Below are 22348 nucleotides of genomic sequence, written 5' to 3' on the forward strand. Positions count from 1 at the left end.
AATCATCACAAAAAAGGTTCACACCAATGAACCTGGGCAGAAAGGGATGAGCATGTCTGACTTCATGGCGCTGCTGCTGGCACAACAAACGGAACGCGAACGCACTGTGGCACTCGAACAGCGAAGGCTGTTGCTCGAGGCTCACGGCACCGATCCCCGCTTCCACCGGGCCCCAGGAGTGTTCCAGCGCCTGCAGGCCCACTTCCTGAAAAGTGTGCGGTCTCCCGGACGTGACACGGAGGTGCCCGCCCACCGGGCAGCGGGCAGCGCAATTCACGGCAACGCATGACGGGGCTGCCGGCCACTGGGCGTCAGTGGCAGGATGAAGGCATGCAGTGGCCACAGCACAGCAGCGAACTGATCGGGCGCGAACCTGAAATGGGCGCCTTGGCAGACTCCTACCAACTTGCCGGGGAAAGCAAGCCCCAAGCCGTCATCATCTCGGGTGAGGCCGGCCTGGGCAAGACCCGCCTGGTGCAGGAGTTTCAGCACGGCCTGCCGCACGAGGCCCGGGTGCTGGTGGGCCAGTGCGTGGACCTGGGCCCCCTCGCCACGCCTTACGCCCCCATTGTCGCCATCCTGCGCGCCCTGGCAGCGGACATCGGGGTGGCCGCCCTGATGGAGCTGGCCGGTCCGGGTGGTGACGCCTTGGCGCTGCTGCTGCCCGAGGCCGGCGTGGCCGGGCGTCCGGGACCGAGCCCCAACCGGGTTCTGGAAGCTGTCAGCACGGTTTTTGAAAAAGCCTCCGTGTCGCGGCCCCTGGTGGTGGTGGTCGAGGACCTGCATTGGGCGGACGACTCCACCCTGGCAATTCTTCGTTTCATTCTGCGTGCCTTCAATGGCGGCCGGTTCCTGTTGGCCATGACCTACCGCAGCGATGACCTCCACCGCGGCCACCCGCTCAAGGCCTTTCTGGCCGAAGCGGAACGGGGGCGGTATGTCAAGGCTGTGGCTCTGGCCCGGCTGGACAGGGGCCAGGTGCGCCAGCTCATGGAGGCCGCCACCGAGGACGCCGTCGACTTCGAATTCGTTGAAAATGTCTTCGCCCGCAGCGACGGCATCCCGTTTTTCGTGGAGGAACTGCTTGGCCTGGGTGACTGCGCAGCGCCCGGGGACCTGCCCTCCTCACTGAAGGACCTGCTGCTTGCCCGGTACGAACGGCTGGAAGAACCGGTCCAGTACTTTCTGCGCGTCCTGGCAGCCGGCGGGGTCAGCGTCCGCCATTCCCAGGCAGAGCTCGCCTTCGACCACCCGCAGGAAGAATTTGAGGCGTCAGCCCGGGCTGCCCAGCGGGCCAGGCTGATCGACGTGGACGGCGAGTGCTATTCATTCCGGCACGCCCTGGTCAGGGAGGCCATCCACGCCGACCTGCTCCCCGGCGAGCGGACCCGGTTCCACACCCGCTACGCCCAGGCCCTGGAAGCCGCGGGAGCCATCCACCGGGACGCCGCGGAAATTGCATTCCACTGGGACGCAGCCAACGATGTGGAGAAAACCTTTGCCTCATCCCTGGCGGCCATGGCCCAGGCCAGGGCAAACTTTGCCTATTCGACGGCCGCCAAAATGGGCGAACGCGCCCTGGAACTGTGGGATCGTGTGATTGACCCATCGGTCGTTGCCGGAATCCCGCAGTACCGCTTGATGGCCCGCACGGCAGCCGCGCACAGCCTGGCCGGCGACGGCGAACGGTCCCTGGCCGTGATCAGGCTCGCCGCCGCGGACCCTTCCGCCACGGGGACCGACAGGGCACGCCTGCTGGCGGCCCAGGCGCGATATCTTGGCTTCAACGCCAAGCCCGGGTCCGATGCCCTCTTGCTGGAGGCCATTGAGCTGACACCGCCGGGGTCCGACGACATCCTGCGGGCGTCACTGTTGAACAGCCTGGCCGCACGGTACATGCTCGAGGCCCGCCTGCAACAGGCCGTGGAAACGTCCACAGCTGCACTGTCGCTCTCCTCCTCAAGCGGCAATGCCGCGGAGCAGTCCATTGCCGCCAATCTCCGCGGCGTCAGCCGCATCAATGCCGGCGACATTGCCGGCGGCCGCAGCGACCTGGAGGCGGCGGAAAGGCTGGCCCAGGGCGACACCCAGGCACTGCTGCGTTTCCGCGTGAACTATTCGGACATTCTGAACCTGCTGGGTTTGTACAGTGAATCCATCCAGGTCGCGGAAGCGGGCATCGTCAAGGCGCGGGAGCGGGGCGAGGAACGCACATCTGGGGCCATCCTGTCCTCCAATGCCGTTGACCCCCTGTTTGCCCGGGGTGACTGGGCCGGCGCCCAAGCCCTCCTTGACCGCAACCTTTCCCTTTCGCCACCCAGTTCGTTCCACGCCTACCTGCTGAGGTCAAGGATTTGGTCAACGCTGTGGGGCGGGGACGTGCCCGGCGCGGAGGCGCTGTTCCGGCAGTGGCAGCCCCTGTTGCGCGCGCTGGCGGGGGTGGAAATGCAATCCCGGCTGCATCTGGCCACGCTTGGCGCTGAATTGGCGTGGGCCGGGGGCCGGCTGGATGCGGCCTGGCAGGAGGCCTGCTTCCTCCTGGACCCGGAATTCCTGCCGCTGCCGGGGTACGACCTGCCGCTGCTGGCGGTTGCGGCACGTGTGCTCGCCGCCCGGCGCCGCGCCGGTGCCCGGATCGATGACGACGCCGGACGGCTGCGTGCCGTGCTGGACCGGGACTCCTTCTGGCCCACCCATCCGGCGTGGCAGGCATTGTTTGACGCTGAATTGGGCGGCCCCGGGCTCGACGGCGGCGAGCTGGCAGCCTGGCACCGGGCAGGGACGTTCTCGGCAGTGCTGCCGGCCCATCTGGGACCCTATATTGCCTGGCGGACAGGCCAGGCCGAGTTTGCCAGTGGGCGGCGGTCCGAGGCGGCCGCCACGCTGTCAGCGGCCGTTGAAGGCGCCGAGGGGCTCGGCGCGCTGCTTTCCGCCCGCCTGGCGCGGAACTTCGCAGCCCAGGCGGGGCTCTCACTCGACGGACCCAAACAACGACACGGCGGCGACGGCCTCACAGAACGGGAACGCCAGGTCCTGGCCCTGGTTGCCGGCGGACTGAGCAACCGCCAGATTGGCGAGCAATTGTTCATCAGCGCCAAGACGGCCAGCGTCCACGTCTCCGCGATCATGCGCAAGCTTGGCGTGTCAAGCCGCATCGAAGCAGCCGCACGGGCGCTCTCCGGCCAACCGGGCAAAAAATGACCCGGAGCGGGTGCAAAATTGCAAGCACCCGTTCCGGGTCATTTCCAAGCTGGACCGGCGAGTGGGGATTAGTCCAGGTAGTCCCGCAGCACCTGCGACCGCGAGGGGTGTCGCAGCTTGGACATGGTCTTGGATTCGATCTGGCGGATGCGCTCACGGGTGACGCCGTAGACCTTGCCGATTTCGTCTAAAGTCTTCGGCTGGCCGTCGGTCAGGCCAAACCGCATGGCAACCACGCCGGCTTCGCGTTCGGACAGGGTGTCCAGCACCGAGTGGAGCTGTTCCTGCAGCAGCGTGAAGGAGACTGCGTCGGCGGGAACAACTGCCTCGGAGTCCTCAATCAGGTCACCGAATTCGGAGTCCCCGTCCTCGCCCAGCGGCGTGTGCAGCGAGATGGGCTCGCGGCCGTACTTTTGGACCTCGACCACCTTTTCCGGCGTCATGTCCAATTCCTTGGCCAGCTCTTCGGGCGTGGGTTCGCGGCCCAGGTCCTGGAGCATTTGGCGCTGGACGCGGGCCAGCTTGTTGATGACCTCCACCATGTGCACGGGGATGCGGATGGTGCGTGCCTGGTCGGCCATGGCCCGGGTAATGGCCTGGCGGATCCACCAGGTGGCGTAAGTGGAGAACTTGAAGCCCTTGGTGTAGTCAAACTTCTCGACTGCACGGATCAGGCCCAGGTTGCCTTCCTGGATCAGGTCAAGGAACAGCATGCCGCGGCCTGTGTAGCGCTTGGCCAGTGAGACGACCAGGCGCAGGTTGGCCTCGAGCAGGTGGTTCTTGGCACGCTTGCCGTCGTGGACGATGCGCTGGAGGTCGCGCCGGAGCTGCTCGTCCATCTTGCCGTCGTCGGCTTCAAGCTTCTCGTGCGCGAACAGGCCGGCCTCGATGCGCAGGGCGAGGTCCACTTCCTGCTCGGCGTTGAGCAGGGCAACCTTGCCGATTTGCTTCAGGTAGTCCTTGACGGGGTCCGCCGTGGCCCCTGCCGACATGACCTGCTGGACGGGTGCGTCGTCGTCGTCCGAGTCGGAGTAGACAAATCCGGTGCCGGTCGCAACGGGCTTTTCACTCTTTTCGGCACCGTCCTCGCGGTCGTCGTCCTCGGCAGTGGGGCCTTCGGCGGCAGAATCGTCATCCGTGGCGTTCTTGGCACGGGTCTTGCGCGGCGCGGCAGCCTTCTTGACGGGAGCCGCACCCCCGGCTGACTTCTTGGCAGCAATGGTGGCGGCCCGCTTCTGTGCCGGAGTCAACGGCTCAGCAGCTGGCGTTGCCGGGTCTTGAAGCTTGTTTGTTGCGGAGTCATTGCTCTTGGCAGTAGCAGACACAGAAAACCTTTCTTGCGGCGGTCTGTGGGGTTACCTTGGGGCAACACCACTATGACCCTGTCAAGTCCGTGTTGCTTTTGGCATCACTTGGCTTGGAGGGTCTTACGGTATAACTCCCCGCGTCCCGGCATTGTTCCCGCCGGGCGCAGGTGAATCATTCCGTGACGGCACCAAACCGTGGCGCTGCACAAAACACGGACCCAACCGGGTCGCGGCTTACATTGTCTCATGTTCTGCCGCTGGATTTGCTCAGGCCGCTTCCTCCTCAAATTCGTCGCGACGGTAGCCGGGCCATGCAGTGCGCTGGTCCTTGGCCCAGGCAGCAACGAACCCCGTGTCCAGCAGGCGCTCGAGCAGATAGGCCAGCTTGTACCCCGGCTGGCAGCCCTGGGAGGCTTGAAAGTAGGTCCCGGCCCAGGTCCCCCGGCCGCGGCACCACTGGATCCAGCCGAGCAGACAGAGCACCGGCGCCTTGGCCGGGCCCTGCAGTGATCCGGCAAGGAAGAGCAGCAGTTCCTCGGCACGGTCCATCCTCTCCCAATTCGGGCGGGCTGCCCTCGGGTGGGCTGCTCCCCCGCCAACCGCACTGCCGCCCAGCAGGATGTCGCTAAATGTGGCCGCCGCCCCGCAGGCGTCCAGATCCAAAGGATCCGAAAGGCCACCGACGCCGCCCTGGCGGCCACCGGACAGGAAAACTTCATAATCCTCGGCCTGGTTGCCGCCAAACCAGTTGGGCGGCACCACTGGCCGGGCAGTTGCTGATTCCAGGAAGCCCATGTCGAAGAGGCCGGCCAGGGCCAGCTCCGGCGTATCGGCCAAGGAGACCATGACGGCGTCGCGCATGGAGGTGTTGCCCAGGCTGGCCGCAAGGAAGGCCGACATGCCGGCGTCGGGATGTTCCGGCCAGTGGGCCAGCGACCTTTCCCAGGCACCCAGGGTGACGGCTGCCTGGTTTACGGCCAAGGCGGTCCCCGCCAAGCCATCAGCAAGGGCAGGCCGGAGTGCTTCCACCTTCCCGGCAAAAGCCCGGTCAGTCACGGCCGTCATCTTGGGGATGCGCTCCCGGGGATTTTCCTCGACGGCGCTGCCGCGGAACACAAACTCTGCATTGACAAAGCTGCCGGTGATGGTCGAGTTGCTGCGGCCGGGCCACGGGCAGCATGACGGATTCGAGCACTCGACGCTGCGCCAGTGCCCGCTGCCGACATACCAGCTGTCCCGCACCGGCAGGCCCTCGGCGGCAAAAGCCCGTTGCAGCGCCTCATGGAGATCGCGCAGCGGAAAATTGTCCGGCTCGGTCCAGTCCTCGCCGGCGAACAAGGCAATGAGGCAGCCGTCGGCCTGCAGGTCGCTGGCCAGCTGGACCGCGGCGACGCGGGCGAACCCGTCCAGGTCCACAGTGCCCGAGGGCGGCAGGTCCAGGCGCATGGTGGCCCGCAAGGCCTTGCCGCCCATGCCGATGCACACCACGCTGTTCTCCGGCCAGTAGCCGACAATGTGGGGTATGAACGCCAGCAGGTCCTCGCCGGCACTGACTCTGATTTTCTCTTGTTTTCCCATGCCCCCAGACTTCCGCGCATCGGGGCGGCAAAAAAGGCCGCAAGCCCCCAAAGCGTCCATCTGTGGATAACACCGCGCTGCTTCGCACTCAAATGATCAAGCACTTCCGCTCACACGTGGCCGGAGGGCAGCGGGGAAGCCCGGTCAGTCCTGCCCGGCAGGGCCGCCGTCGTGCTTTCCAGCGGTGTCGCGGCCAGCAGTGTCCCTGCCCGCAAGCCGCCCGGCCCGCAGCTCGCTCCTGTACTGGGCCCGGCGCCGGGCATTGTCGGCCAGCGCCTGCCGCAGCGGCGGAACTGTCTCGCCCGCCAGGGCCATTCGGCGGCGCACCTGGTTGCGCATCCCAATCACGGCACCCACGCCGATGGCCAGGACGATGAATTGGAAGGACAGCGCAATCCGGAACGAGTCCAGCGAATACAGGTTGCCGCCGGAGAAGCCGCTGTTCTTGAGCAGGTCAAGAATCAGGCCCACCACGTACATGGTGATCAGGGCCGCGATGAATCCGCCCACATTGACGATGCCCGTGGCGGTCCCGATGCGGCGCGACGGATTGAAGGTCCGGGCAAAGTCAAAACCGATCATGGATGCCGGGCCGCCGAGGGCCAGGATCAGCACCAGCACCACCAGCAGCCACAGGGGTGCCGGCCCCGGGTAAAGGATAACGGAGAGCCACGCGGCCGTAATGGCAAACGTTACGGCCAGGACCATGGTGGAGCGGCGCATGGGGTGCCGGCCCACCCAGCCGCCCAGCAGGGGTCCGCAGATGATCCCGACCACCACAAAGAGGCTCAGCAGGACGCTGGCCTCGGTCGGGTCCAGGCCCTGGCCAGACACGAGGAACGGGTAGCCCCAGGTCATGACAAACACATTGCCCGCAAATTGTGTGGCAAAGTGGCTCCACATGCCCAGGCGCGTGCCCGGCTGCTGCCAGGCCCGGGCCAGGTCCTCCGCCGTTTCCTTGATCCCGGCCAGTTCGACGGCGGGCCCCGACATTTCCGGTGCATTGCGCAGCGCCGCGGTGGAGAGGACGCAGGCCACCAGGCCCAGCCCGGCGAGCCCAAGGAATGCCGGGCTCCAGCCCCAGGCATGGAGCACCAGGGCAAACGGCGCAATGGAGATCAGCTGGCCGAACTGCCCGAGCTGGCCCGTCAGCTGCGTGAGCAGGGGCACGCGCCGGGACGGAAACCAGGCCGGGATGAGCCGGATGACGGAGATGAACGTCATGGCGTCGCCGGCGCCGACAAAGATGCGGCCCACCACGCCCCCGGGCACGGAGGTTGCCGCGGCAAGCTGAATCTGCCCCACCGTCATGAGGGCGGCACCGGTGGCAATCATGACGCGGGGACCAAAGCGGTCCACCAGTACGCCCACGGGGATCTGCAGCCCCGCATACACCAGCAGCTGGATGACCGTGAACGCGGACAGGGCGGACGCCGATGCGCTGAAACGCGCTGTGGCCTCAAGCCCTACCACCCCGAAGGAGGTTCGTTGGGTCACTGCAATGAGGTAGGCGAAAACGCCGACTCCCCAAACGGTCCATGCGCGTTTACTGTCCACGGAACAAGACTATTCGTCCCCGGTCCGCAAGCCATGGCCGGGCGGCTACGATTCCCGTCACATTTGGCCGGCCGCAACCCAATTAGGGGCGGCCGGGGCCGTCCAGGGGACCGGCGTCGCGGCTGGCCAGGTAGGCTTCCACGGCTGCCCCGAGCTCATCGGCGCCGGGCAGTTCGTCGTTGTCCCCGGCAAGAAGGGAACGCCGGGCCGTGCCGTCGCTGTGGGCGTCATACTGCGTCTCAAGGTTCTTCACGACGGCGGCCACTTCCGCCGAGCCCTCCACCTGTTCGGTGATTTGGCGTTCCACGGCCCGCCCGGCTTCCCGGAGCCGTTCGCTGGGCAGCATCAGCGAGGCTGCGGCGCCCAGGTATTCCAGGCCGGCGACGGCGGCAGGCGGGTACTCGGCGTCGGCCAGGTAGTGGGGCACGTGAATGGCGTAGCCCACCACGTTCCGGCCCTCCGCTGCCAGCCGGTATTCCAGCACATGCCCGATGGCGGACGGCAATTCCAGGGTGGTCTTCCACGCTGAAATTCCCTCGATGAGTTCGGGCCGGTTGCCGTGCACGGTGGCCCCGATGGGACGGGTGTGCGGCACCGGCATGGGAATGGAGTGCACCCATGCCGTCAGGTTGACGTCCAGGCGGCGGACCAGGCCCAGCACGGCCAGGGTGAACCGTTCCCACTGCAGGTCCGGCTCACTCCCGAACAAGAACAGGAAGGGCTTTCCGAGGGCGTCCACCATGCGGTAGAGCACCAGCGACGGCGCCTGGTAGTCGCTGAGGTGGTCCTCCGTGAAAGTCATCCGGGGACGCCGGGAGCGGTAGTCAATGAGCTGGTCGATGTCGAAGACGGCCAGGGGCTCTGCGGCCAGGTGGTCGGTCAGCTCCCCGGCAATCTGGGTGATGACATGGCCGGCATCGGAAAACCCGGTGAACGACATCAGCAGGTTCAGCCCCCGCAGGTCCTCGGCCGCCAGCAGCGCCTCATTGAGGGCATAGAGGGACTCGGGGTCCTGGAACGGGGCATGCGCAATGTTGTTCATCTGTCTTCCTCACACTGGTGTCTCTCACCAGCACAACGCCGCAGGCGCCGGGAATCATCCCGGGCACCGTGGCGCACATGGTTTATCTCGCGGCAGCCCGTGCACCACGGGTGCCGGGGCTCTGTTTCAATCCTTCGCGTTGACCTGCACAAAGGGCGGCTTGACCACGGTGACGCCCAGCCGGCGCCCGCGGATGTCCAGCGCCAGGGTGTCCCCGAGCGCAACAGACGGGGCCACCAGGGCCAGCGCGACGCCGTTGCCAAGGGTCGGCGAAAAGGTGCCGGACGTCGTCGTCCCCACCACGGCGCCGGCGCCGTCCAGGACAGCCGCGCCGGCACGGGGCACGCCGCGCTCGGTCGCGAGCAGGCCCACGGACTTCCGCGGCGCCCCGGCCGCCTTTTGGGCCACCAGTGCGTCCCGGCCCCAAAACCCTTCCTTCTTCCAGCCCACGGCCCAGCCCACACCGGCCTCCAGGGGCGAGATGGCCGTGGACAGCTCGTGGCCGTGCAGGGCGTAGCCCATTTCGGTGCGCAGGGTGTCCCGGGCCCCGAGTCCGGCAGCCTTGCCGCCGGCCCTGCCCACCTCCGCCGCCAGCGCCTCCCACACGGCGGGGGCGTCGGCCCAGCGCGGCACAATTTCATAGCCGTGCTCGCCCGTGTAGCCCGTGCGGCACACCGTCAAGGGCAGCTCGGCGCCGCCGATCACGGCCACCGCATCAACAAAGGACATGTACTGCGCTGGTTGGGGCAGGCCCAGTGCCTCCATGACGGCCGCCGAGGCCGGGCCCTGGACGGCAAAAACCGCAAAGTCCCGGTGGAGGTCCCTGATCTCGAGGTCCTTGGTCTCCGGGGCGGAACCTTCGGCGTCGCGGGCCTCCACCAGCGCCGCGACAACCGCCGCGGTGTTCGCCGCATTGGGAATCAGGAACACGTCCCCGTCACCGCGCAAATAAGCAATGAGGTCGTCAATGACGGTGCCTTCGGGCGTCAGCGCGAGCGTGTACTGGGCACTGCCGGGCGCGATCCTGAAGAGGTCGTTGGAGAGGCACCGGTTGGCAAACTCCCGTGCTCCGGGCCCGCGGATTTCAGCCTTGCCCAGGTGCGAGACGTCAAAGAGGCCGACGGCGGTGCGCACGGCCGTGTGCTCGGCCACCACTCCGCCGCCGTCGTACTGCAGCGGCATCAGCCAGCCGCCAAACTCGGCCATCTTGGCGCCGTGGGCCACGTGCCATTCATGCAACGGCCCGTACAGCAGCTCCTGGGTATTTTCACTCATGCCCCATACGGTACCGCAGGCCGGGGCGGCCCACCCCCCGGTGCCCGGCAGCAACGGCCCCCCGCGCCGAAAGAGACTACGATCTTTAGGAGTGTGACCTTTCATAACCAACACCACGTGAGGACCTTTTTACAGTGAGTGCGAACCACCCCATATCCTTTAACGTCATCAGCTCGGACCTCAAGAAGGCTTCGGCGGATGCGCTTGTCATCGGCGTCGGCAAGGGTGCCGACGGTGCCGTCCTGCTCGACTCGCCCCTCACCGCCTCCACGGTCAAGTCCCTGAAGGAATCCCTGGCGGCCCTGGGCGTCACGGGTGACGCGGACCAGTTGGTGCGCCTCCCCGGACTGCCGGACACCGGCGCGAAAGTGCTGGTCCTGGCCGGAGTGGGCAAGCTTGCCGGCACCGAAATCACCGAGGAATCCCTGCGCCGCGCCGCCGGCTCGGCCGTCCGCCAGCTGGCAGGCCTGGCCCACGTGGTGCTCGCGCTGCCGACGACGGCGGTCGAGCAGGTTTCCGCGCTGGCTGAGGGGGCCGCACTGGGCGCCTACCAATACGACAGCCTGCACTCGAACAAGGCAGGGAACAAGGCTGCCGTTGCCAAGGTCACCATTTACTCCGCACTCGCCAAGGACCCCAAGCTGGCGGCCGCGCTGCTGCGGGCCTCGACGGTGGCCAAGGCGGTCAACGCCACCCGCACCCTGGTCAACGAACCCCCGAGCCGCCTCTACCCGGCCACATTTGCTGAAGCCGCCAAGGACCTGGCCAAGGGCCTGCCGGTCAAGGTGACCGTCATGGATGAAAAGCGCCTCCTGAAGGACGGCTTCGGCGGCATCATGGGAGTGGGGCAGGGCTCCTCGCGCCCGCCGCGCATGGTGAAGATGGAATACAAGTCGGACAAGGCCGTTGCGGACCTGGCCCTGGTGGGCAAGGGCATCACCTTTGACTCCGGCGGCATCTCAATCAAGCCCGGCGCCGGCATGATCACCATGAAGTGCGACATGGCCGGCGCAGCCGCCGTGCTGAACACCGTCCTGGCCGTGGCGGAACTGGGCCTCCCCGTCAATGTCACCGGATGGCTGTGCATTGCCGAGAACATGCCCTCCGGCACCGCAATCCGCCCCTCCGACGTGCTGACCATCCTTGGCGGCAAGACGGTGGAAGTCCTGAACACCGACGCCGAAGGGCGCCTGGTCATGGCCGACGGCCTCGTGGCCGCCTCCCATGAATTTCCCGACGTCATCATTGACGTTGCCACCCTGACCGGCGCGCAGGTGGTGGCACTGGGCCACCGCACAGCCGCCGTGATGGGCGACGACGGCGTGAGCGCAGCGCTGAAGGCTGCCGCAGACCGGGCCGGCGAACTCATCTGGCCCATGCCGCTGCCCGAGGAACTGCGCCCGTCGCTGGACTCCCCCGTGGCCGACCTGGCCAACATTGGTGAGCGCATGGGCGGCATGATGACGGCCGCCGTGTTCCTGCAGGAATTCATCGGCAAGGACAAGAACGGTGAGACCATCCCCTGGGCACACCTGGACATTGCCGGGCCTGCCTTCAATGAAGGCGCCCCGTACGGCTACACACCCAAGCAGGGCACAGGCATGGCCGTGCGCACGCTGGTGGCCTACGTGGAGGACGTCGTGGCCCGCAGCAACCAGCGGTGACCAATCCCATAGTGACTATGACCACAAACGGCTTTACTGTGACAGGGCCGAGGTGGAGCATGGAAGTTCTGACCGCTAAGGTGAGTGCTGAAAGCTTTTGTCCCTGACACCCGTGTGCCACCGACCCTTGATGGCATTGGCATTGGTGATCCTGGACATGTCAGGCCTGCCGTCCGCATCCGGACGGCAGGCCTGACACAACAATTGATGAGATGGCGCGCGACCCCGTGCGCCACCCGAACGCGAGGGAGCGTCTAAGTGGCCGAACAGGCAGCTGGGCAAGAATTCGACATCCTGATTCTCGGTGGCGGCAGCGGCGGATACGCCGCGGCATTGCGGGCCGTCCAATTGGGCAAGACCGTGGGGCTGGTGGAGAAGGCCAAGTTGGGCGGGACCTGCCTGCACAACGGCTGCATTCCCACGAAGGCACTGCTGCACGCAGCAGAAGTTGCCGACCACGCCCGCGAAGGCGCCAAGATCGGCGTCAACGTTGAGCTCACGGGCATCGACATGAACGCCGTGAACGCGTACAAGGACGGCATCATCGCCGGCAAGTACAAGGGCCTCCAGGGCCTCATCAAGGGCAAGGGCATCACGGTCATCGAGGGTGAGGGCAAGCTCACAGCAGCAAACACCGTCACCGTCAATGGCGTGAACTACACCGGCAAGAACATTGTGCTGGCCACCGGTTCATACTCCCGCAGCCTGCCCGGGCTGGAAATTGGCGGCAAGGTCATCACCTCCGACCAGGCGCTCACCATGGACTACCTGCCCAAGAGCGTCATTGTGCTCGGCGGCGGCGTCATCGGCGTCGAATTTGCTTCCGTCTGGAAGTCCTTCGGCGTGGATGTCACCATCATCGAAGGCATGGCCTCCCTGGTCCCGAACGAGGATGCCTCGATCATCAAGGTCCTCGAGCGGACCTTCCGCAAGCGCGGCATCAAGTTCAACACGGGCACCTTCTTCCAGGGCGTGGAGCAAACCGCCGACGGCGTCAAGGCCACCCTCGTCGACGGCAAGACGTTCGAGGCCGACCTCATGCTGGTCGCCGTCGGGCGCGGCCCGTCAACGGCCGGTCTCGGCTATGAAGAAGCCGGCGTCACCGTCGACCGCGGCTTCGTCATCACCAACGACCGGCTCCACACCGGCGTCGGCAACATCTACGCCGTGGGCGACATTGTCCCGGGTGTCCAGCTGGCACATCGCGGGTTCCAGCAGGGCATCTTCGTGGCCGAGGAAATCGCCGGCCTGAACCCTGTGGTGGTTGAGGACATCAACATCCCCAAGGTCACCTTCTGCGACCCGGAAATCGCCTCCGTCGGCTTGAATGAAAAGCAAGCGAAGGAGAAGTTCGGCGACGCCAACGTTGAGTCCACCGAGTACAACCTTGCGGGCAACGGCAAGAGCGCCATCATCGGCACTGGCGGCATCATCAAGTTCGTCCGCGAAAAGGACGGACCCGTGGTGGGCGTTCACATGATCGGCACCCGGGTGGGCGAACAGATCGGCGAGGCCCAGCTGATCGTGAACTGGGAAGCCTACCCCGAGGACGTTGCAGGCCTGGTGCACGCGCACCCCACCCAAAACGAAGCCCTCGGCGAGGCGGCCATGGCATTGGCCGGCCGCCCGCTCCACGGCTAGCAGTACCTCATTAGTGCACCCGGCGCCTGCGCCGGGTGCACTAAGCTCAAATACAAATAATCATTACTTAATCATTACTCATGAATTTCATGTCCGGCGCCTGGACAAGGCACCGCACAAAAAGGAGAACGGGGACGAAATGTCTGAATCCGTGAACTTGCCCGCCTTGGGTGAAAGTGTCACCGAAGGAACCGTCACGCGGTGGCTCAAGCAGGTCGGCGAACGAGTTGAAGTGGACGAGCCCCTGCTCGAGGTTTCCACCGACAAGGTTGACACCGAAATTCCGTCGCCGTTTGCAGGCATCCTGGAGCAGATCCTGGTTCCCGAGGACGAGACAGCAGAAGTCGGCGCCCCCCTGGCCATCATCGGATCCGGCGACGGCGCCGGCGCTGCAGCCCCCGTTGCTGAAGCTGCCCCGGTGGCCGAAGCAGCCCCCGCCGCGGAACCAGCATCTGCGGCCGAGCCGGTCGAGGCACCCGCCCCTGCCGCAGCCCCCGCAGGCGACACCTTCGAGGTCAAGCTTCCCGCACTGGGCGAGTCCGTCACCGAAGGCACCGTCACCCGCTGGCTGAAGGCAGTCGGCGAAACGGTCGAGGTTGACGAGCCGCTGCTGGAGGTGTCCACGGACAAGGTTGACACCGAGATCCCCTCCCCCGTTGCAGGCACCCTGCTGGAAATCCGCGTCCCCGAGGATGAGACCGCGGAAGTCGGCGGCACCCTGGCAGTCATCGGTTCCGGCGCCCCCGCACCGGTCACGGCTCCGGCGCCCGCCGCAGCACCTGTTGCAGCACCTGCGCCCGCCGCAGCACCTGCACCCGTTGCGGCTCCCGCACCGGTGGCAGCGCCTGCACCGATGGCAGCGCCTGCACCGGTCGCCGCTCCGGCACCGGTGGCAGCACCTGCACCCGCCGCAGCACCCGCACCCGTAGCAGCACCCGTTCCCGTTGCCGCGCCCTCGGCACCGGCAGCTTCCGAGTCCAACTACGTGACCCCGCTGGTCCGCAAGTTGGCCAACCAGCACGGCCTGGACATCAGCACGGTCGCCGGCACCGGCGTCGGCGGACGCGTCCGCAAGCAGGACGTCCTGGCCGCCGCTGAGGCCGCCAAGGCTGCGACAGCACCTGCCCCCAGCGCAACCGCAGCCCCGGCACCCAAGGCCGCTGCCGCCGTCGTGCCTTCCTCACTGCGCGGAACCACGGTCAAGGCCCCCCGCATCCGCCAGGTCATTGCCCGGCGCATGCGCGAGTCGCTGGAAGTTTCCACGCAGCTCACACAGGTGCACGAGGTCGACATGACGCGCATTGTCAAGCTGCGCAACCAGGCCAAGGGCGCGTTCCAGGCCGTCAACGGCACCAAGCTGACGTTCCTGCCGTTCATCGCCAAGGCTGTGACGGAGGCGCTCAAGCAGCACCCGAAGGTCAACGGCGAGTACAACGAGGAAACGCAGGAGATCACTTACCACAACGCCGAGCACCTGGCGATTGCGGTGGACACCGACAAGGGCCTGCTGGTACCTGTCATCTCCAACGCCGGCGACCTCAACCTGGCCGGCCTGGCCGGGCGCATCGCCGATGTTGCCGCACGCACCCGCAGCGGCAAGATCGGCCCGGACGAGCTGTCCGGCGGCACGTTCTCCATCACGAACATCGGCTCCGTGGGCGCCCTGTTCGACACCCCGATCATCAACCAGCCCAACGTTGCCATCCTGGGCACCGGCGCGATCGTCAAGCGCGCCGTGGTGGTGGCCGATGCAGACGGCGACGACACCATCGCCATCCGCCACATGATGTACCTGTGCCTGACGTACGACCACCGCCTGGTGGACGGCGCGGACGCCGGACGCTTCCTGCAGACCTTGAAGGCCCGCCTGGAAGAGGGCGCGTTCGAGGCCGACCTGGGCCTGTAACACACCCGCACCACAGCTTCGGGGTTGCCTTCCTCACAGGAAGGCAACCCCTTGCTGGTTTGTGGACACTTTGTCGCTAAGATACTGGCATGACTGTACTTCAGAGCATCCTGGTATTCCTGCACGTCCTCGGCGCCGCTGCGATCGTGGGCGGCTGGTTTGCCACCTTCAAAAAGCCCACCGTTTTGCCCATCCAGCTCTGGGGCGCCATCGCCCAGCTCGTGACGGGCCTGGCGCTGATGGGACTGGCCGAGGCCGGCTCGCCCGCGCCGGGCATGGCGTTCCACATCAAGATGACGGTGAAGATCCTCATTGCCATCTCCGTGCTGGTTCCTGCCATCATCGGCTACCGCAAGGCGTCCAAGGGCGAGGCTGTCCCCACCGGACTGGCCCATGCAGTTGGCGGCATGGCACTGATCAACATCGGTGTTGCCACGATTTGGGCCCTCTAGCACCAACTGACCTCGCGGCGCCTTCCTCCCTCCCGGTTTGTGACCACCGGGAGGGGCCCGGAAGGCGCCGTTTCGCGTTTTGGGCATAGGGTGGAACTACGCGCCAACCTGACGGCGCTTCACAGTGCACGCCCAGCCGCTTCACAGGAGCTGGGCCACCACCACGAACCAAGGAGTGAACATGGCTACGATTCGCAACGCCCACACCGGCTGGGTCGGCGACCTTCCCACCGGTGCTGGACAGGTTACCCTGGACAGTTCCGGACTCGGCACCTTTGACGTCACCTGGAAGGCCCGCGCCGAAGCCGCCGAGGGCAAGACCAGCCCCGAGGAGCTCATCGCCGCTGCCCACTCGTCATGCTTTGCCATGGCGTTCTCCAACGAGCTCAGCAGTGCCGGCCATGCCGCCGACTACGTCAACACCTCCGCTGCCGTCACGTTTGTCCCCGGCACGGGCATCACCGGCAGCCACCTGACGCTGGCCGCCAAGATCCCCGGCATCAGCCAGGAGGACTTCGACCGCATCGCGAACGCCGCCAAGGCCGGCTGCCCCGTTTCGGCCGCGCTGGCTGGCATTGAAATCACCCTGGACGCCACGCTCGACGCATAACGAGCCCAGTGTACGGATAAGGCGGCCCCCATGTTGTGGGGGCCGCCTTATCCGTACCATCGGGGTGTCCTGGCCGCGTTGGCGACCGTCAGGGGCGCGGCGGCAGCGGCGCCGGGGCCACATTGCGGTAGCCCTCCAGTGCCGGCGGCCGCACGGTCGCAATCTCCTGCTGCATTTCCAGCAGCACGCCGATGGCGGCCTCCAGCTGGGGGTCGTTGCCCGCCAGGTGGTCGTGCGGCGGGAACGGCACCTCGATGTCCGGGTCCACGCCGTAGTTTTCCACGTGGAAGCCCTGGCCTTCGCGGAACCAGAAGGCATAGCGGGGCTGGGTGACCGCCGTGCCGTCGGCCAGTTGGAACTTGCCGTCTATGCCCACCACACCGCCCCAGGTGCGCATGCCCACCACGGGGCCGATCCCCCTCAGCTTTGCGACGGCGGTGATGATGTCGCCGTCGGACCCGGCGAACTCGTCCGTCAGGACCACCACGGGTCCGCGGGGCGCCTGCGAAGGATAGATTTCCGGTGCGCGACCGCGGGCCAAGGCCCAGGCGTCCATGCGGCGGCCAATGACCTCCGCCACCAGCTGGGACGTGTGGCCGCCCCGGTTCCGGCGCACGTCAACCACCAGGGCGTCCGCGGCCGTCTCGGTGTCCAGGTCGCGGTGCAGTTGGGCCCAGCCGCGCGGCATCATGTCGGGAATGTGGACGTAACCGAAGGCCCCGTTGGATGCCTTGCGAACCATGGCGCGGTTCGTGGCCACCCACCGCTGGTAGCGCAGCCGCTCCTCGCTCTTGAGCGGAACGACGGCGACCCTCCGGCGGGCGGGCTGCCCGCCCTGGGTTCCGGGCCGGCTGCGCAAGGTGAGTTCCACAATCTTGCCGGCAGTGCCTGCCAGCAGCGGCCCCGGCCCGCCCGCGGGGACCGGCCTGCCGTTGACGGCCTCCAGGATCTCCCCCGGACGCACCGCCACCCCAGGCGCGGCGAGCGGCGAAAAGGCCTGCGGGTCTGAGGACTCGCCGGTGAATATCTCCTTCACGGCATAGCCGTCGGGGGTGGCCTCCAGCACAGCGCCCAGGTGGCCCTGGGCTCCGGCACCTTCCTCGACAATGGGTGCGGGGGTGACGTAGGCGTGCGAAGTGCCCAGCTCGCCATGCAATTCCCACAGCAGGTCCACCAGGTCGCTGTGGCTGCCCAGGCGCTCCACGATGGGCCGGTACCGGTCGTGGACTCCTTGCCAGTCGACCCCTGCCATGTCCGGGGTGTAGAAAAAGTCGCGCTGCAGCCGCCAGGCCTCCTCAAATGCCTGTCCCCAGGCTTTGACGGGGTCCAGGCGGAGCACGATCCGGTCCAGCTCGACGTCAAAGGCAGCGTCGTTGTCCTTGGCCGGCTTGTTGCCGGCCGGGAGCACCTGGACGGCACTGCCAAGGATTGTCACCAGCCACTTGCCATTGCCGCTCACCCTGAAACGGTCCAGTTCCGGCACAATCACGGTGGTCTTGCCCGTCACCAGGTCAAAGTGTTCCAGGCGGGCGGCAGGCGGCTTGGCTGAAGCAATGGCCAGGCCGTCCCCCGTTGCCCCGGCTGACTGCTCCACCTGCCACAGCAGGCTGCCGCCAATGGCGGCCAGGTCCACATAGCGGTCCTGGGCCACCGGGACGGCAATGATGCGCGCGGGGAGCCCGTCAGCATCAACCGCCACGGCCACCGGCGCATCAATGGCCTCCCCCGCCGCGTCCGGATCCTTCGGTGCCGGGGCTCCCCCCACATGCGGTCCAAACGGCGACGGCGTCCCAGCCGCGAGGGCTATCAGGAACGGCTTGACGGACAAGGGGAAGCCGAGGTCAAAGGAATGGGTGTCGTACACAGGGTCAAAGCTGCGCTGGGAAAGGAAGGCCACAAATTTGCCGTCGGGGGTGAAGACGGGCCGGTGGTCTGCAAAGCGGCCGTCGGTCAGTTCGACTATGCGCTCCCCGGCACCGCTGGCGGGCGCCACGGCCGCCATGCGCAGCCTGGCACGCTTCTCGTCCTGGTCCAGGGGTTCGCTCCACGCCAGCCAGGCGGAGTCGGGGCTGAATGCCAGCTCGGACACCGGCCCGGCGGGAGTTTCGGAAACCACTTCCATGGATCCCTTGTCGACGTCCACCAGCAGGACCTCGCCAAATTCGGTGCCGACGGCAATGTACTTCCCGTCCGGGCTGGCCACGGCTTCGGCGGCACGGGTGCGTTTCGGGTAGTCGATGCGCCGCAACTCCGCGGCCGGGGGTGCTGCCTGCGCCACGGCGCCGCTGCCTTCCGCGGCAGCAGAACCCAGCTCCGGCGCATGCGGGGGGGATGCGGCGTCGCGTTCCGGGGTGGAGGCGACATGGAAAGTTTCACTGTTGACGGCCTGCGCCGAGACGGGCTGCGGCAACTGGCCGCCGTCGGGCTCCCCCTCGGCAGCCGCCGGGGCATCGGACGCAGTCAGGCCCACGGGCGCCGCGGGGGAAACCGGGCCGGCCGTCTCACCGGCCGCCGCCAGAGGGGCGATGTACAGCGCCTCCTCGCCCCCGGTGTCGGCCACATACAGGACATGCCCGTCGCCAAGCGCGCGTGCCAGCCGCGCCCGGACGCCCGGTTCCGCCGCCAGGACCCGTGCGGGCCCCCCGCGGTGGGTCAGCCAGTGCACGGTGCCGTGGCTTTCCACGATGCTGGCCTGGCCGGAGTCGGCCGGAACCACCTGGCCCAGGTGCTTGCCCGGGTCCAGCGGGCGCGGGGTCCTGGAGCCGGCCGGGGCGCCGAGTGTGATTTCCAGCTGCCGGGCCTCGGCGTCGAGGTTATCCAGCACGAACAGGTTTCCGGCAGATTCAAAGACAATCCGGGTCCCGTCAGTGCTGGCGTGGCGGACGTAAAACCCCTCAAAGTCGGTGTGCCGGCGCAGTCCCGAGCCGTCCGGCAGCACGGAGTACAGGTTGCCGTGCCCTTCGTGATCGGACAGGAAGGCGATGCGCCCGCCAACCCACATGGGGTCGCAAAGATTGCCGTCCAGTTCGGGCACCAGCCGGGTGAACTCGGCAGAGCCATCCGCATCGATCCACAGCTTTCCCCCGGTGCCTCCGCGGTACCGCTTCCAGGCGGCCGGCTCCCGCGACAGCACGGAGGAGAGCACCATGGGCCGTTCATCGCCCACGACGGGACCATAAGCAATGCTGTCCACGGGCCCGTACCGCAGCGGATTGAGCCTCCCGCCCGGCAGTCCGACGGCGTACGCCCACGTCAGGCGGGAATCCGGCTGTTCGCAGGCGCTGGTCACCAGCACGTCCCCTTCCGGGGTGAATCCCTTGACCAGGGTGGACGGATGGCCCCAGTAGGTCAACTGTTCGGCCGCGCCCCCGGAGACGGGGGCCGCCACCACTTCCGGTGCCTCGCCGCGGGTGACGGTCCAGACCAGGTGGCTTCCGTCGGGGGTGAACCGCGGGTTGCGTGGCGGGGACGCCTCGGCGGACACGCGCCAGGCCCGTCCGCCGGCCAGCGGGGCAATCCAGACGTCGTCCTGGGCCACGAATGCAAGCAGGTCCTGGTTGACATGGGGGTAGCGGAAATAGCTGGAGGAGGTCATTTACGTATCTTAGCCATTGCTCAGGCCGGTCACGGGAGAATCTCCTGAATCACCCAGCGTTTGTTGACCTGCACCAGCAGGATCGACAGGTGCTGCCGCCGTTCCGTGTCCTGCCGGTGCACCACGGTGCCGGATGAATCCTGTTCGGCAAAAGGGCTGGTGGTGACCGTGGCAGTCACGGTTGCGGTGGGAGTGGGTGCATCAGATCCGCCCGTCAGGAGCCTCGCCTGGGCAAGCTGCGCGCCTTCGACGGCAATGTCCAGCCCGGCCAGCGTGTGCCCGGACTGCACCAAGCTCCGTGCAATGGCTGCATCGGCCAGCATGGCCGGGGAACCGGCCGCATTGACAGCTTCCAATAGCGGCAGGTCCGCGTTCGACAGCGCGAAGGAGCGCAGCCAGGCGAGGGCCGGCAGGGCTGTGGCCGGATCCGTGGACATGAGGGCGGTGCGGATGGCCGGCGGCACCCTTGCCGCCACCGATCCCAGCGGTGCCTGGACAGGCACGTTGCCACCGGCAACCGCCCCTGTTCCTGCGCCACTTGCCGCCACCGTCGGTGCCCCATCCCGTCCGGGGTGCCCCGTGGCGCCTGCCGTGAGCTGCCAGCCGGCCAGTGTTCCCGCCACTACGGCCATGGCGGCCAGCCCGGCCAGCCAACGGAGCTTTCGGGGGCTCGTCCCGGGCCCGCTCTGAGCAAAGGCGATCGGGGGGTCCTGCCGCTTCCGTGAACGGCGCCGCCTGGGCCGGGCCGGGCGGAGGGGCCGCTTGAGCACCGTGCCGGCCAGGCGTCCCCAGCCGGTCCGGGGCCCGGTCTGCCGTGCCCTGCGGGTCAGAAGGTCCGGCAGGACGCTCGGGTGCACCGAAGCGGCCAGGGCCACCGGCTCCGCCCGGGCGCTGCGAAAGACTGCCTGGGCGAAGGCAGCCGCCGTGGGCCGCTGCCCGGCATTGTCGGCCAATGCGGCCTCCAGTGCCGCGGCAAGCTCCACCGGAACGCCGGGAACATGCATGCTCAGGGGCATGCGGTCCCGGGTGGCCGGCGGCGGCTGGCCCGTCAGCGCGAACCACCCCACGGCCGCCATGCCGTAAACGTCCGTTGCCGCCGAAGGATGCCCGTCGGAGAGCGGGCGGAACCCCGGTGTTCCGCCGCCGGAAACCTCGCCCTGCCCCACCAGGCGGCCAAATCCCAGATCGCCAAGCACCGGCTTGCCGTGGGCTGTCAGGAGTACATTGCCGGGGGAAACATCGCCGTGGACCACCCCGTTGGCCTGCAAAAATGACAACACCTGGCCCAGCGGGGTCAGGATCGTCACCACCTCCCCCACCGTCAGGGGACCACGGGCCGCCACGATGTCACGCACCGACCCTCCCGCGGCGTGGTCCATCAGCAGAGCGCTGCCTCCCTCCCAGGCGCCGCCCAAACTGACGACACCATGGATCCGGAGCAGGTGCTCGTGGTCATAATGGGCCAGGATGCGCCACTCCTGTGTGATCTCGCTCGCATTGTTACGCCCATCCCCGAATTCCGCTGCTGTGCCGCCCTGCCGGCCAGCCCCGCCGGGCAGGTAGCACTTGGCAGCCAGCGGTGCCGAGCCGTCCTGCGGCTGCACCAGCCACACCGAGCCCTGCGCCCCGCCGCCAAGCCAGCGGACCGTGTCATATCCGGCGATCTCCGGTACACGCCGCTCGCCGCCTTGCTCCCCGTTTGCCTCCATATACCAGTGATAGACCATTTTTGACATTCCTGCCGAAAGTTATCCACAGGACCGTTGTCCACAGGGGCGTTTTCGGATTTAGGCGAATTTCCTTCGTCGCCTAAAGTGGCAGCTATGACTGTTGAGTTCACAGAGGTCGGTTTTGCCCCGGATTTTGTCGACTACAGCGGTGCCTGGGACCAACAGCGCAAGGTGCACGACGCCGTCGTCGCCGGCGCTGCGGGAAACACGGTGCTGCTGCTCGAACACTCCGCTGTTTACACGGCTGGAAAACGTACCGAAGACCATGAACGCCCCTTTGACGGCACCCCCGTCATCAATGTTGACCGGGGCGGCAAGCTGACCTGGCACGGCCCGGGCCAACTGGTGATGTACCCGATCGTGCGCCTCAAGGATGCCCATGGAATCCGGGAATACGTCCACACCCTGGAAGAGATCATCATAGAAACGCTGGCCGCCTTTGGTGTGGCCGGAGTCCGGGTTGAAGGCCGCGCCGGCATCTGGCTGCGGGCCGACGGCACCGCCCCGGACCGCAAGATTGCCGCCATCGGCATCCGCGTCCACGACGGCGTCACCATGCACGGGATCGCCATCAACGCCAACAACGACCTGGCACCCTACGCGCAAATCATTGCCTGCGGCATTACCGATGCAGGCACCACCACCATCGCGGCGGAAACCGGCAACGACGTCGGGCCTGCAGCACTGGTGCCCATCCTCGAGGCCGCCACCCGCCGCCTCCTGGGCCCCCTGGTCGAGGATTTCACCCCTGGCCCAGTAGAGACCGGCACCGCTGCAGTGCAGCACCCGG

15 protein-coding genes are annotated in these 22348 nt (G+C 67.1%); 8 read left to right on the forward strand and 7 right to left on the reverse strand.

What is annotated here, in order from left to right; translation table 11 throughout:
- The first annotated feature begins 52 nt into the window (after positions 1-52).
- Together G6N77_RS16920 and G6N77_RS20195 are read left to right on the forward strand one after the other, a co-directional pair.
- Positions 53-289 (forward strand): valine--tRNA ligase, encoded by a 237-nt coding sequence (locus G6N77_RS16920; RefSeq protein ID WP_165183342.1) that lies wholly within the window; start codon positions 53-55, stop codon positions 287-289.
- 41 nt (positions 290-330) lie between these two features.
- Positions 331-3201, forward strand: a complete 2871-nt coding sequence (locus G6N77_RS20195) for an ATP-binding protein (protein ID WP_165183343.1) — start codon at positions 331-333, stop codon at positions 3199-3201.
- Positions 3202-3269: 68 nt separating this feature from the next.
- Here G6N77_RS20195 and G6N77_RS16930 read toward each other — a convergent pair whose 3' ends face one another.
- The 5 genes from G6N77_RS16930 to gcvT all read right to left on the reverse strand — a co-directional run bounded on the left by G6N77_RS16930 (position 3270) and on the right by gcvT (position 9960).
- Entirely contained in the window at positions 3270-4526 is a 1257-nt protein-coding gene (locus tag G6N77_RS16930; RefSeq protein WP_165183344.1) for an RNA polymerase sigma factor, read from the reverse strand.
- Between the two features lie 249 nt (positions 4527-4775).
- Complete coding sequence (locus tag G6N77_RS16935; protein ID WP_165183345.1) at positions 4776-6086, reverse strand: DUF4192 domain-containing protein; 1311 nt, start codon at positions 6084-6086, stop codon at positions 4776-4778.
- A gap of 144 nt (positions 6087-6230) precedes the next feature.
- Positions 6231-7643 (reverse strand): MFS transporter, encoded by a 1413-nt coding sequence (locus G6N77_RS16940; RefSeq protein WP_165183346.1) that lies wholly within the window; start codon positions 7641-7643, stop codon positions 6231-6233.
- A gap of 82 nt (positions 7644-7725) precedes the next feature.
- A complete protein-coding gene (locus tag G6N77_RS16945; protein WP_165183347.1) occupies positions 7726-8685 on the reverse strand; it encodes a proteasome assembly chaperone family protein in 960 nt (319 codons plus the stop codon).
- 126 nt (positions 8686-8811) lie between these two features.
- Positions 8812-9960 (reverse strand): glycine cleavage system aminomethyltransferase GcvT, encoded by a 1149-nt coding sequence (gene gcvT, locus G6N77_RS16950; RefSeq protein ID WP_165183348.1) that lies wholly within the window; start codon positions 9958-9960, stop codon positions 8812-8814.
- Between the two features lie 134 nt (positions 9961-10094).
- Here gcvT and G6N77_RS16955 point away from each other — a divergent pair, with 134 nt between their 5' ends.
- From G6N77_RS16955 to G6N77_RS16975, 5 genes are all read left to right on the forward strand, one after another.
- Positions 10095-11624 carry a leucyl aminopeptidase gene (locus G6N77_RS16955; protein ID WP_165183349.1) on the forward strand — a complete coding sequence of 510 codons (1530 nt, stop codon included), beginning with the start codon at positions 10095-10097 and terminating at the stop codon, positions 11622-11624.
- A 258-nt stretch (positions 11625-11882) separates the two neighbouring features.
- A complete protein-coding gene (gene lpdA / locus G6N77_RS16960; RefSeq protein WP_165183350.1) occupies positions 11883-13265 on the forward strand; it encodes a dihydrolipoyl dehydrogenase in 1383 nt (460 codons plus the stop codon).
- A gap of 139 nt (positions 13266-13404) precedes the next feature.
- Positions 13405-15171, forward strand: coding sequence for a 2-oxoglutarate dehydrogenase, E2 component, dihydrolipoamide succinyltransferase (sucB, locus tag G6N77_RS16965; protein WP_165183351.1), 1767 nt, complete (start codon positions 13405-13407; stop codon positions 15169-15171).
- A gap of 89 nt (positions 15172-15260) precedes the next feature.
- Positions 15261-15623: a hypothetical protein gene (locus G6N77_RS16970; protein ID WP_165183352.1), complete on the forward strand. Its 363-nt coding sequence runs from the start codon at positions 15261-15263 to the stop codon at positions 15621-15623.
- 181 nt (positions 15624-15804) lie between these two features.
- Positions 15805-16233 (forward strand): OsmC family peroxiredoxin, encoded by a 429-nt coding sequence (locus tag G6N77_RS16975; RefSeq protein ID WP_165183353.1) that lies wholly within the window; start codon positions 15805-15807, stop codon positions 16231-16233.
- Between the two features lie 88 nt (positions 16234-16321).
- Here G6N77_RS16975 and G6N77_RS16980 read toward each other — a convergent pair whose 3' ends face one another.
- Together G6N77_RS16980 and G6N77_RS16985 are read right to left on the reverse strand one after the other, a co-directional pair.
- A complete protein-coding gene (locus G6N77_RS16980) occupies positions 16322-19828 on the reverse strand; it encodes a S41 family peptidase (protein WP_165183354.1) in 3507 nt (1168 codons plus the stop codon).
- Positions 19829-19857: 29 nt separating this feature from the next.
- Positions 19858-21555 (reverse strand): serine/threonine protein kinase, encoded by a 1698-nt coding sequence (locus tag G6N77_RS16985; protein WP_165183355.1) that lies wholly within the window; start codon positions 21553-21555, stop codon positions 19858-19860.
- 96 nt (positions 21556-21651) lie between these two features.
- Between G6N77_RS16985 and lipB the strand changes: the two genes are divergently transcribed.
- Positions 21652-22348, forward strand: a 697-nt coding sequence (gene lipB / locus G6N77_RS16990) for a lipoyl(octanoyl) transferase LipB (RefSeq protein ID WP_165183356.1), incomplete at its 3' end; no start/stop codon positions are given.

The organism is Arthrobacter silviterrae (assembly GCF_011045165.1).
GTDB lineage: Bacteria > Actinomycetota > Actinomycetes > Actinomycetales > Micrococcaceae > Specibacter > Specibacter silviterrae.

What these genes read in the sequence shown, in the direction of transcription:
- G6N77_RS16920 (WP_165183342.1), top strand. Translation starts at nt 53, where the DNA reads ATGTCTGACTTCATGGCGCTGCTGCTGGCACAACAAACGGAACGCGAA.
- G6N77_RS20195 (WP_165183343.1), top strand. Translation starts at nt 331, where the DNA reads ATGCAGTGGCCACAGCACAGCAGCGAACTGATCGGGCGCGAACCTGAA.
- G6N77_RS16935 (WP_165183345.1), bottom strand. Translation starts at nt 6,086, where the DNA reads ATGGGAAAACAAGAGAAAATCAGAGTCAGTGCCGGCGAGGACCTGCTG.
- G6N77_RS16945 (WP_165183347.1), bottom strand. Translation starts at nt 8,685, where the DNA reads ATGAACAACATTGCGCATGCCCCGTTCCAGGACCCCGAGTCCCTCTAT.
- gcvT (WP_165183348.1), bottom strand. Translation starts at nt 9,960, where the DNA reads ATGAGTGAAAATACCCAGGAGCTGCTGTACGGGCCGTTGCATGAATGG.
- sucB (WP_165183351.1), top strand. Translation starts at nt 13,405, where the DNA reads ATGTCTGAATCCGTGAACTTGCCCGCCTTGGGTGAAAGTGTCACCGAA.
- G6N77_RS16970 (WP_165183352.1), top strand. Translation starts at nt 15,261, where the DNA reads ATGACTGTACTTCAGAGCATCCTGGTATTCCTGCACGTCCTCGGCGCC.
- G6N77_RS16975 (WP_165183353.1), top strand. Translation starts at nt 15,805, where the DNA reads ATGGCTACGATTCGCAACGCCCACACCGGCTGGGTCGGCGACCTTCCC.
- G6N77_RS16980 (WP_165183354.1), bottom strand. Translation starts at nt 19,828, where the DNA reads ATGACCTCCTCCAGCTATTTCCGCTACCCCCATGTCAACCAGGACCTG.
- G6N77_RS16985 (WP_165183355.1), bottom strand. Translation starts at nt 21,555, where the DNA reads ATGGTCTATCACTGGTATATGGAGGCAAACGGGGAGCAAGGCGGCGAG.